The 9,011-nt window shown below is 46.8% G+C and carries 6 protein-coding genes; 2 read left to right on the forward strand and 4 right to left on the reverse strand.

Annotation, left to right across the window (positions count from 1 at the left end):
- Positions 1-130: 130 nt before the first annotated feature.
- The 4 genes from KKA81_07710 to KKA81_07725 form a co-directional block, all read right to left on the reverse strand.
- Positions 131-1,105, reverse strand: a complete 975-nt coding sequence (locus KKA81_07710) for a N(4)-(beta-N-acetylglucosaminyl)-L-asparaginase (GenBank protein ID MBU2650805.1) — start codon at positions 1,103-1,105, stop codon at positions 131-133.
- Between the two features lie 6 nt (positions 1,106-1,111).
- Positions 1,112-2,284, reverse strand: coding sequence for an MFS transporter (locus KKA81_07715; protein ID MBU2650806.1), 1,173 nt, complete (start codon positions 2,282-2,284; stop codon positions 1,112-1,114).
- 69 nt (positions 2,285-2,353) lie between these two features.
- Positions 2,354-3,178, reverse strand: coding sequence for an endonuclease/exonuclease/phosphatase family protein (locus KKA81_07720; GenBank protein ID MBU2650807.1), 825 nt, complete (start codon positions 3,176-3,178; stop codon positions 2,354-2,356).
- A gap of 38 nt (positions 3,179-3,216) precedes the next feature.
- Complete coding sequence (locus KKA81_07725) at positions 3,217-5,745, reverse strand: glycoside hydrolase family 2 protein (protein ID MBU2650808.1); 2,529 nt, start codon at positions 5,743-5,745, stop codon at positions 3,217-3,219.
- 88 nt (positions 5,746-5,833) lie between these two features.
- On the opposite strand from KKA81_07725, the gene KKA81_07730 reads away from it, so the two are divergent.
- A complete protein-coding gene (locus KKA81_07730) occupies positions 5,834-8,245 on the forward strand; it encodes an endonuclease MutS2 (GenBank protein ID MBU2650809.1) in 2,412 nt (803 codons plus the stop codon).
- A 13-nt stretch (positions 8,246-8,258) separates the two neighbouring features.
- A complete protein-coding gene (locus KKA81_07735) occupies positions 8,259-8,522 on the forward strand; it encodes a hypothetical protein (protein ID MBU2650810.1) in 264 nt (87 codons plus the stop codon).
- Positions 8,523-9,011: the final 489 nt, after the last annotated feature.

Below are 9,011 nucleotides of genomic sequence, written 5' to 3' on the forward strand. Positions count from 1 at the left end.
GTGCGGGGTTTTTGGATACGGATGAATTATTTTGTAAATATAAATAATTTCATCCGACTCGATATTCTTACATAACAAAGCAGTTTCTGATTATCAAACCGATTTACAGTGCTCATCGATAATCATTCCCTTATTCCATATAACACTCCGAATCCACAAGCCTGTTTTCACCATCCTGATAAACGGCAAAATCAAATCCCTTGTGGATCGAATAAGCAGCAAATGTACCATCTTTGCGCAAGGCGAGATAGCCAACCTGCATATTGGAAAGATCGGGATTCTGTTTAATGATCCTGGTTACGGCTTCTTTAACGGCTTCTTCCGGGGTAAGGCCATTACGCATCAGCTCTACCACCAGGAAAGACCCCAGTGTCCGCATTACCAGCTCTCCATTGCCTGTAGCCACCGCTCCTCCCACTTCATTGTCGAGAAAAAGCCCTGCCCCGATAATGGGACTATCCCCTACCCTGCCATGCATCTTGAAACCCATTCCGCTTGTCGTACAAGCCCCGGCCATATTCCCTTGCCCGTCGATGGCCAGCATGCCGATGGTATCATGGTTCTCAATATTGATCACCGGCTGGTATTTGGCATCTATCAGCCACTCTTTCCAGACTTTTTCCATTTCAGGTGTCAGCAGGTTTACTTCCGGAAATCCATTTTCCCTGGCAAACTGCAGGGCACCTTCGCCGGCAAGCATCACATGGGGTGTTTTTTCCATCACCAGCCGGGCAACTGAAATGGGGTGTAATATGTTTTCCAGGAAACATACGGAGCCACAATTGCCATTTTCATCCATGATACACGCATCGAGGGTTACATGACCGTCGCGGTCGGGATATCCCCCTATGCCAACACTGTGATTGTCAGGGTCGGCCTCGGTGACCATAACGCCCTTTTCTACGGCATCAAGGGCCCTGCCTCCGGCAGATAACACCTTCCAGGCTTCTTCATTGGCCTCCAACCCATGATTCCAGGTGGAGATCACAATAGGAGCTCCTTTGCTAACGGTTATTGGATTGGCCGATATCACCGGCTTCCGGAGTAAAGCGGCCCCGGCAAGCGCCATGGATGAACGTACAATAAATTTCCTTCTGTTGATCATGATGGTCTAATTGATGCGTAAATTCCTGAACCCCACATACAAGATATAGCCGATACAGGCCAGTGGAACAATGAAACTAAACAATACAGAGGTGACCTCCGATAACCCGTTCATCAGCAAGGGTACCAGTGCACCCCCCACAATGGCCGTTACCATAAGTCCTGAAAGCTCATTGCTGCGCTCCGGTAAACGTTCGATGGTGATAGAAAAAATCAAGGGGAAAACATTGGCAAATCCCAACCCTGTGATGAAAAAACCACTCACAGAAAGGCTTTCATTGCCGGTGAAGATACCCAGTATCCCCAGGATGCTGATCAATGCCGTGATAAGCAGAAAGGTTTTCGGTTTCAGCCAGTTCAGGATCAAACCACCGGAAAACCGGCCAATGACCAGCGCTGTAAAAAACAATCCGGTACCGAGTAATCCCTTTTCAGCTATGTTGATGCCAAACTGCTCTTCCAGATAAAGAGGAATGCCCTGACTAACAGACACCTCAGCGCCAACATATAAAAATATCCCCGTCACCATCAACAATACATATGGATTTTTAAACAGCAACTCCATGCAGCTTTTAAAAGAGGCATGGGGAGCTTCCTCGTGCCGCTTTTCATTCACCCTGCTCAACGCCAATAAAACGATGGTCAGCAAGATAAAAGAACTGTAAATCGGGAAAAGGATCTTCCAGTCGAGACCGAAATAGCTTACCGCTAATGGTGGAATCACCGCGCCCGACAAAGAACCTATGGCCTTGACAAACTGACCAAGCGACAGATTCCTTGAATATTTTCCTTCCGGTGAGACATCCCGCATGATGGGATTGCCGGCCACCTGAAGAGTGGCTGCACCGGTGCCCAGGAGAAAAATGGTCACTATAAATACCTCAAACGAATTCAAACTGCCAAATACAGGTATAATCAATCCTAAAAGCGCAATAACCAGTCCCAGCATCAATACGAACTTCTTGCCTTTCCTGTCCTGGAATATCCCCATAGGTATCGACAATATCCCGAACATGATAAATCCGAAAAATGTGATAAATCCGGCGGTAAAATTCGAGAGCGCAAACTCTTCACGGGCCAGTCCGACAAAAGGACCCACAGCATCACCAAAACCCATGCACAGAAAAGAAAGAAAGACCGGGACGGTGGCAAACTGAAATTGATTTTTACTTGTTGTCATTGTTCATTTTTTAAACCACACAGAAGAGAGGACTTTCCTTTGCCTTCTCATCCCCATGGTATGTTAAATTCAGTTGATTATTATAAATACGGGCTTGTGGTCAGAGATAAAAATCTCTCCCGGCATATTCCCGATTACCCTGTAATCTGAAACATTAAAATCTTTCGAAACAAAGATAAAATCAATCAGCGCGTCATTTTCCGGTTTATTGTCAAAGCCGGTGAATGTCGGCAATTCACTTTCTCCGGAACTATGCGCCATCCTGGAATCCCTCAGGGGGGTACCCAAAATGAGTATTTCCTGATATGGGGTTGTTCCGGGTGAAGTATTGAAGTCGCCGGTTAATATGACCGGCAATCCTGCGGCCTGCTCCCGGAGACTGTCCTTGATCATTCGGGCACTGTTCAGCCTCGCGGTCTCTCCCACATGATCAAAATGCGTATTGCATACAAAGCAGCGTTTTCCATCCTGCTTATTTTCCAGGATGGCCCATGTCACTATCCTTTCACAGGCAGCATCCCAGCCCTTGCTTCCGGCAACATGAGGGGTTGCGGAAAGCCAGTAGTGTCCGTTTTCAAGCATCGTGAATTTATCCTTCAAATAAAGGATAGGAGCATATTCCCCTTTCTCCATGCCATCCAGCCTGCCAACACCAACATAATCATAATCCGGCAAGGCTTCCAGGATATCGTTTAACTGCTTGTGCAAAACCTCCTGCAAACCGGCTATATCAGGCTGATAATCCGAAATAACATTGCAAACCAAATCTTTCCTGGCTTGCCAGTCATTGGGCTTATCATCCGGGTTATCATAACGTATATTAAAACTTATAACCCTCAATTCCCCGGCTTCCTGGGAGAATAACCCTGATGCCAGTAAAATAAAGAAGATCATGTGCAAGCACCGTGACCCTATCCCTCTGTTGAAAAAAATCAATGCCCTGTTTCCCATAACGATCTTACCTCTGGTTTTTGAATGTCAAACTGAATATTTCCCTTGGTAAATGCCGATATTTCAATGGTATCACCCGGCAGGAGGTCAAAATAATTCCTGTCAAACCATACATCCTCACCCGGGTAACTCAGGTGAACATAACGGGCCGGCTTTTCACTGGAGATCAGTATCCTTATCACTTTATCATCCTTTGCAACCTGCAACCTGAAACCTGGTTCCCTCAAAGATATATTTTTAGCAACAGTAAAGTAATGTATTGCATTGTACTCATCTCCTGCGGCATCAAGCGTGGCTTCCAGTATCGCCTTTCCCTCGCCTCCGGCCATTTTTACCATTCCACTTCTGCTTCCTGACCAGATCAGATCAGAACCCGGCTTAACCTGTATATCTCTTTTACTTTCTTCATAAAGCTTTCCATCGGTATCAAAGAGTTTTATTTCCAGGATGGCGGAAAAGGGCTGATAAACGTCTGAAACAGAATATACAAGCACACTATCTCCCTTTTCTTCGAATACCAGGATACTTTCCCTGTAGGCTTTTTCCACAAAGTACTGCAAGGCTTTCCAGCGGCCAAAATAATCCCTTCCCGACCAGGAAATCACCGGCCAGGTATCGTTCAACTGCCAGTACAAGGTTCCCATGCAACGGGGCATGGCTTTGCGATGTGCTTCCAGGGCTATGCGTATGCCTTCCGCCTGCAGGATCTGGCTCACATAAACATAATCTTCAAAGCTCTCCGGAACTTCAAACCATCGTTCCATATATTTATCAATCAGCTCAAAGCCTCTCGGGTGCTTTTGATGTACTGCCATTACTTCCGAATCCAGCGTTTTGTCCTCCGGTCCGGCAAATGCCTCAATGGTTTGTATATCAGGAAACCCCTGGAAACCATATTCGCTCATGAACCTCCCGGTCTTCTCACGGTAAGTCTCAAAAGGGGCTTCCCCCCACCAAACACCCCAGTAATGCGAGTCTCCCTCGGTGTAGGCAATGTCGCGGCCCCATCCATGCCTGGGTGAAGAGGGATGATATGGCCTCCCGGGATCCAACCGATCCAGCAGACCGGGCAGAATATCATGGAACAGTTCTGTATATGCCTTCCAGACCGCAGCAGAATCAGCCGGTGAATATCCCAGTTGCTGCTGCCAGCCCCAGTTGTGCCATCCTTCATCAACTTCATTGTTGCCGCACCAGATCACAACCGAGGGATGGTTGCGTAAACGGATCACCTGCTCCTCAGCTTCAACCCGCGCATTTTCCAGGAATCCGGCATTCCCGGGATACATATTACAGGCATACATGAAATCCTGCCATACCATGATCCCGTATTCATCACATAAATCATAAAATATATCACTCTCGTAAATACCTCCGCCCCAAACCCTTAACATATTCATGTGGCAGGCGTGGGCATCCAGGATTAAATCCCTGTATTCCTCCTCCGTTACCCGGGTGGTAAAATGATCCATGGGAATATAATTGGCTCCTTTGATAAAAACAGGCAAGCCGTTGATCCTGAAATAAAAACTTTCACCGAACTCATCTTTTTCCGTGACGAGTTCGGCTGTTCGCAAGCCTATCCTGTCGTCCCGGAAATCCTCCCGGAGACCGTCGTCGACACTGCATCTCAATGAGTATAATTCAGGACTGCCCATTCCATTGGGCCACCACAAACGTGGATTATCAATGGTGAAACCGAACCTGATTTTCTGAATGCCTTTTTCAAGGGAAATTACTTCCTGTGCATATTGCACCCCATTTCCCTTGTCTTTGATGCATATTCTGCATTTCCCCTTGCCGTCCGAAATGAGCGTAACCCTTGCGCTGATAAAGGCTCTGTCATCGTCAAGGGAATCCACGGTATATGAAACATCATCCAAACGCCACGATTCCCAGGCCTCCAGGTAAACCGGTTTCCATATGCCGGAGGTAGCCAGTTCCGGCCCCCAGTCCCAGCCAAAATGATAGGGCGCTTTGCGCAGATAGGCCCGGGGATCCGGCAAGGGTATGCTTGCGGTATCGGCTGCATGATGAATAAATTCCACCGGGGAGTAAAACATCAGGCGGAGAGTGTTGGAACCGGGATTCAGCATGTTTGCTGCATCCAGTCTCCACTGACGGAACATATTATCCGCTGCTAAAACCCGTGTATCGTTCAGGTAAACATCGCAGCGGGTGTCCAATCCTTCAAAAACAAGGTCGATATGCGAATTATTCAGGATGTCACCAGCCAGATTGAAGGTATCATAGTAAATCCAATCGTGTTCGCCTATCCATTGGACTTTTTTTTCGTTATCGCCATAAAAAGGATCCGGAATGATCCCGGCTTTCATCAGATCGGTATGAACAAAACCGGGAACCTCTGCCGGGCAGGTGGCCAGGGTATCGGACGCACTGACATACCAGCCCGTGTTGAGATCCTGCCTGATAAGTGCCGGTTTCCTGGAAGAACAGGACCCAAGAAGAAGTCCCGTCAAAGCAATAAAAAACAGTGAATAGCTTTTCACAACAGCCCGGTTTTATTCCGTGCTAATTTATAGAAAAAACGGCAGCCAGGCATCCTTGTCCTTCCTTCATTATTCGTAATTTTGTTTTATGGTCTACCCTGATAATTTTGAAGAAAAGATCGGCTTCACGCAGATCTGCCGGCTCCTGGAATCATATTGCATCAGCAGGCTTGGACAACAACATATTACAAAGATATCTTTCAGTTCCGCTTTGGAAGAGATATCGGAAAAACTGTATGAAACCGAAGAATTCCGGCAAATCCTGCTTTCACCAGAGCCCTTTCCTCAACAGGATTACTTTGACCTTACCCCTGAGTTTTCCAGGATTAAGATACCCGGCACTTTTATCGAGATCCAGAGCCTTGTCGACCTGCGTCTCTCACTGAATACCATAAATCTATGTGCCGGATATTTCAGGAAAGCCGAAAAGAACCTCTATCCCACACTCCGGAAGCTGGCTGAGGAGATCATGATCGATCCGGCCATTATCAGCTATCTCGACAAACTCCTGGATGAAAAAGGCAAGATCAGGGATAATGCTTCACCCGGACTTGCCAAAATCCGCAAAGAGCTGAATTCCAGGCTATCGCAGATTGACCGCATGATCAATAAAGCCCTGGCTTCTGCCAAATCCGAGGGTATTACCCCCGATGATGTGGAGGTGACCATCCGGAACGGACGGATGGTGATCCCCGTGCTTGCCCAGAATAAACGCATGATCCGGGGTTTTATTCACGATGAATCATCAACAGGTCAAACGGTATACATCGAACCGGCGGAGGTCTTTGATGTAAACAATGAGATCCGTGACCTTGAGAATGCCGAAAAAAGGGAAATAATCAAAATACTGACTGCATTCACCGACTTTCTTCGTCCCTATCTTGGCGACTTACACCGGGCTTATATTATCCTTGGCAAGCTGGATTTCATCCGCGCGAAAGCCAGGCTTGCCCTTCACATAAATGCCGTGTTGCCCCAGATCGTGAACGAGCCCCATATCGACTGGATCGATGCCGTCCATCCGCTTTTGCACCTCTCCCACAAGGCCAGAAAAATGGAGGTCGTGCCATTGAATATCCGTCTCGACCGAAAACAAAGGATTTTGGTTATTTCCGGTCCGAATGCAGGAGGAAAATCCGTTTGCCTGAAAACCGTCGGATTACTGCAATACATGTTGCAATGCGGCCTGTTGATCCCCTTGCAGGAGCATTCCCGGGCAGGGCTTTTTAAGGATATCTTCATCGATATCGGTGATGACCAGTCACTGGAAAACGATCTCAGCACCTATAGTTCTCATCTGAGGCATCTGCGCTTCTTCCTGGAAAATGCCGGTCCCGAAAGCCTGTTCCTCATCGATGAATTTGGCACGGGAACCGAACCTCAGCTCGGAGGTGCCATTGCAGAGGCATCCCTGGAACGGCTCAATGAAAAGAAAGCCTTTGGCATTGTAACAACCCATTATGCCAACCTGAAACTGCTTTCCGGTGAACAGGAAGGCATCATCAACGGGGCCATGCTCTTTGATACACGGGAAATGCGACCTTTATTCCAGCTTCTCACCGGTAAACCCGGCAGTTCCTTTGCCTTCGAAATAGCAGGAAAGATTGGATTCCCGGCCGATGTGCTCGAAAAAGCAAGCCTGAAAACCGGGAAATCACAGCTCGACTTCGATAAACAACTGCAGCAACTTGAAGTTGAAAAGGAAGAAATTATCCGGCAAAGGCAGGAATTTACCGTTGCCGACACTTTCCTGTCGGAGATGATTGAAAAATACCAAAAGCTGGTTGCCGACCTGGAAGCAAAAAAGAAAGACATCCTGGAAAAAGCCAGGGAAGAAGCCCTTGATATTGTTAAAACCAGCAACCGCCTGGTGGAAAACACCATCCGCGAGATCAGGGAATCAAATGCCGAAAAGGAAAAAACAAAAGAGGCCCGCAAGATCCTGGAAGAACACAAAGAGGCCATTGAAAAACCGAAACCGGAACCCAGGGTAAAAAAGATACCAAAAAAACCCGTCAGGCCCAAACCGTCAGAAGACCCTATCGTTGCCGGAGACATGGTAAAGCTGAAAAATCATAATGCACCCGGGGAAGTAGTTGAAATACGAGGCAAAATGGCTACCGTCTTTACAGGATCCATGAAACTAAATATTCCTCTTGACCAGTTGGAAAAATCAGATCAGAAAAATATTAAGCCCTTCTCCGCGAACAGAAAGTACGGGCAAATTGTTAATGATCTCAACGAAAAGCATTCGCGGTTCAGCCTGAGCATCGATCTCAGAGGGAAAAGAGCCGAAGAAGCGTTGGGAGAGCTGGGCCGGTATATCGATGATGCCCTGCTGCTGGGAATAAGAGAGTTTAGCATCATTCACGGCAAGGGTGACGGGATACTGCGGACGGTAGTAAGAGATATGCTGGCAGGAATGGATGAAGTTAGGCAATACCGGGATGAGCATGTGGAACGCGGAGGTTCGGGCATTACCATTGTAACATTGAAATGACATTGATTTAATTATGGAAGAGAAGGAAACCCACATTCCTATTATCAAAAGAATCCCCTGGCTATCTGTTGCCGGAATCGCTCTGGGAGCCCTGGGCGGCTATATCTACTATATCAGGATCGGCTGTAACTCAGGATCCTGCCCTATTACCAGCAATCCATGGATGAGTATGCTCTGGGGTGCGGCAATAGGATATCTTTTGTTTGATATGTTTTCAGGAAAAAAGAAGAAGAGAATGCAGAGAGAAGATCGCAGATCAGAGATCGCAGATCAATAAAAAGCATCCTCATCTTCCTCCACCAAACACCATGATTTGCAATTCTGTATTCTGTATTCTGTATTGTCAATCGGATTGTCAATGGGCGATTTAATATTGCCAATGCATTGCAAATAGAAAATATTCAATTGCCCATCCTATTGTACATACAGAATACAGAATACAGAATTGAGAATACACTCTGCCTCCCACCACCTTCACCGCCTCCTTTTCTTTCCCGTTTACGCTAATAGCCACAACATAGGCTTTCTGGCGGCAGTCTGTTCCCGGGATCATCTTTGTTTCTCATGGAAAAGGGATGGGGAAGACAACGTTGTAGCGAAAGATGGAGAGGCGAATCGGGAATGATTTGCGATTCTGTATTCTGTATTCTGTATTGTCAATCGGATTGTCAATGGGCGATTTAATATTGCCAATGCATTGCAAATAGAAAATATTCAATTGCCCATCCTATTGTACATACAGAATACAGAATACAGAATACAGAAT

The organism is Bacteroidota bacterium, from assembly GCA_018831055.1.
GTDB lineage: Bacteria > Bacteroidota > Bacteroidia > Bacteroidales > B18-G4 > M55B132.

What these genes read in the sequence shown, in the direction of transcription:
- KKA81_07710 (MBU2650805.1), bottom strand. Translation starts at nt 1,105, where the DNA reads ATGATCAACAGAAGGAAATTTATTGTACGTTCATCCATGGCGCTTGCC.
- KKA81_07715 (MBU2650806.1), bottom strand. Translation starts at nt 2,284, where the DNA reads ATGACAACAAGTAAAAATCAATTTCAGTTTGCCACCGTCCCGGTCTTT.
- KKA81_07720 (MBU2650807.1), bottom strand. Translation starts at nt 3,178, where the DNA reads ATGATCTTCTTTATTTTACTGGCATCAGGGTTATTCTCCCAGGAAGCC.
- KKA81_07730 (MBU2650809.1), top strand. Translation starts at nt 5,834, where the DNA reads ATGGTCTACCCTGATAATTTTGAAGAAAAGATCGGCTTCACGCAGATC.
- KKA81_07735 (MBU2650810.1), top strand. Translation starts at nt 8,259, where the DNA reads ATGGAAGAGAAGGAAACCCACATTCCTATTATCAAAAGAATCCCCTGG.